Raw genomic sequence first — 1,414 nt, forward strand, 5'->3', positions numbered from 1 at the left:
CTGCCGCAGCGATGCCATGTTTCTGGTGCTGTTTTATCCGCTGATCGGCATCACGCTGATAGTGATGAGTCTGTCTATGAATCTGTTGCCCCTGATCGTGCCCATGATCATGGGGTTTGCGATCCTTGGCCCGGTGGCCGCGGTCGGGCTCTATGAAATGTCTTCGCGCCGTGAAGCCGGGTTCGAGCCGCGCTGGATGGATGCATTCGGCGTCATCCGCTCGCCTGCCTTTGGCGGCATTCTGGTGCTGGGGCTGTACTTGGCGGTGCTGTTCATTATCTGGCTGGTGGCGGCTGACATGATCTACAGCCGCACACTGGGGCCGGAGCCGCCGGCTTCGATGCTGGGCTTTGCTGCGGAAGTAGTGACCACCCGCGAGGGCTGGATCATGGCCATCAGCGGCGGCATCGTGGGCGCGGTCTTTGCCTTTGCCGCGCTGGCAATGAGCCTGGTGTCCTTCCCGCTCTTGCTGGACCGCCATGTAGGTCTGCCAGTGGCGGTGGCCACCTCGATCAAGGTGCTGCGCAAAAACCCGGTGATTTGCATGACCTGGGGAGTGATCGTCGGCACCGCGCTGGTGGTTGGTGCAATTCCCTTCCTGGCCGGGCTGATCATCGTGGTGCCGGTGCTGGGGCACGCCACCTGGCATCTGTACCGGCGCGCCGTCGATTAATTCGGACACTGAGCAACAAAAAGGGGCCGGCAATAGCGCCGGCCCTTCTGTGTGAACCCCCCAAAAAACGTCAGCCCACCTTCAGGACAATCTTGCCGATATGGCCAGAGCTTTCCATCCGGGCATGCGCTGCTGCCGCGTCCTCCAGTGCAAACTCGCTGTCCATCACCGGCGCCACCTTGCCCGCCTCGATCAAGGGCCAGACCGCTTCGCGCAGGTCCTGGGCGATCTGCGCTTTGGCCAGGTCGCTCTGCGGGCGCAGGGTCGAGCCGGTCAGCGTCAGCCGCTTGACCATCATCAGGGCAAAATTCAGCTCCACCTTCGGCCCTTGCAAAAAGGCGATCTGCACCAGGCGGCCGTCCTCGGCCATCGCCTTGACGTTGCGCGGGATGTAATCGCCACCGACCATGTCCAGCACCAGATCCGCGCCGCCCTCTTCGCGCAGCACCTTCACGAAATCCTCATCGCGGTAGTTGATAGCCCGCTCGGCGCCCAGATCCAGGCAGGCCTGGCATTTCGCGTCCGACCCGGCCGTGGCAAATACCCGCGCTCCAAACGCCTTGGCCAGCTGGATGGCCGTGGTGCCGATGCCCGACGAGCCGCCATGCACCAGGAACCGCTCCCCCGCTTTCAAGCCGCCGCGGGTAAAGACATTGGACCAAACGGTAAAGAATGTCTCCGGCAGGCAGGCCGCCTGTTTCAGGTCCAAGCCCGCGGGAACCGGCAGGCAGTGTGCTGCCG

Annotated in this window: 2 protein-coding genes; one reads left to right on the top strand and one right to left on the bottom strand. The window is 63.3% G+C overall.

What is annotated here, in order from left to right; genetic code table 11:
- A partial coding sequence (locus A2I95_RS37790) for a DUF2189 domain-containing protein (protein ID WP_291737564.1) occupies nucleotides 1-673 on the top strand: 673 nt, incomplete at its 5' end.
- A gap of 70 nt (nucleotides 674-743) precedes the next feature.
- Here A2I95_RS37790 and A2I95_RS37795 read toward each other — a convergent pair.
- On the bottom strand, nucleotides 744-1,414 hold a 671-nt coding region (locus A2I95_RS37795), incomplete at its 5' end, for an NAD(P)H-quinone oxidoreductase (protein ID WP_291737565.1).

The sequence above is a fragment of the Leisingera sp. F5 genome (assembly GCF_001593695.1).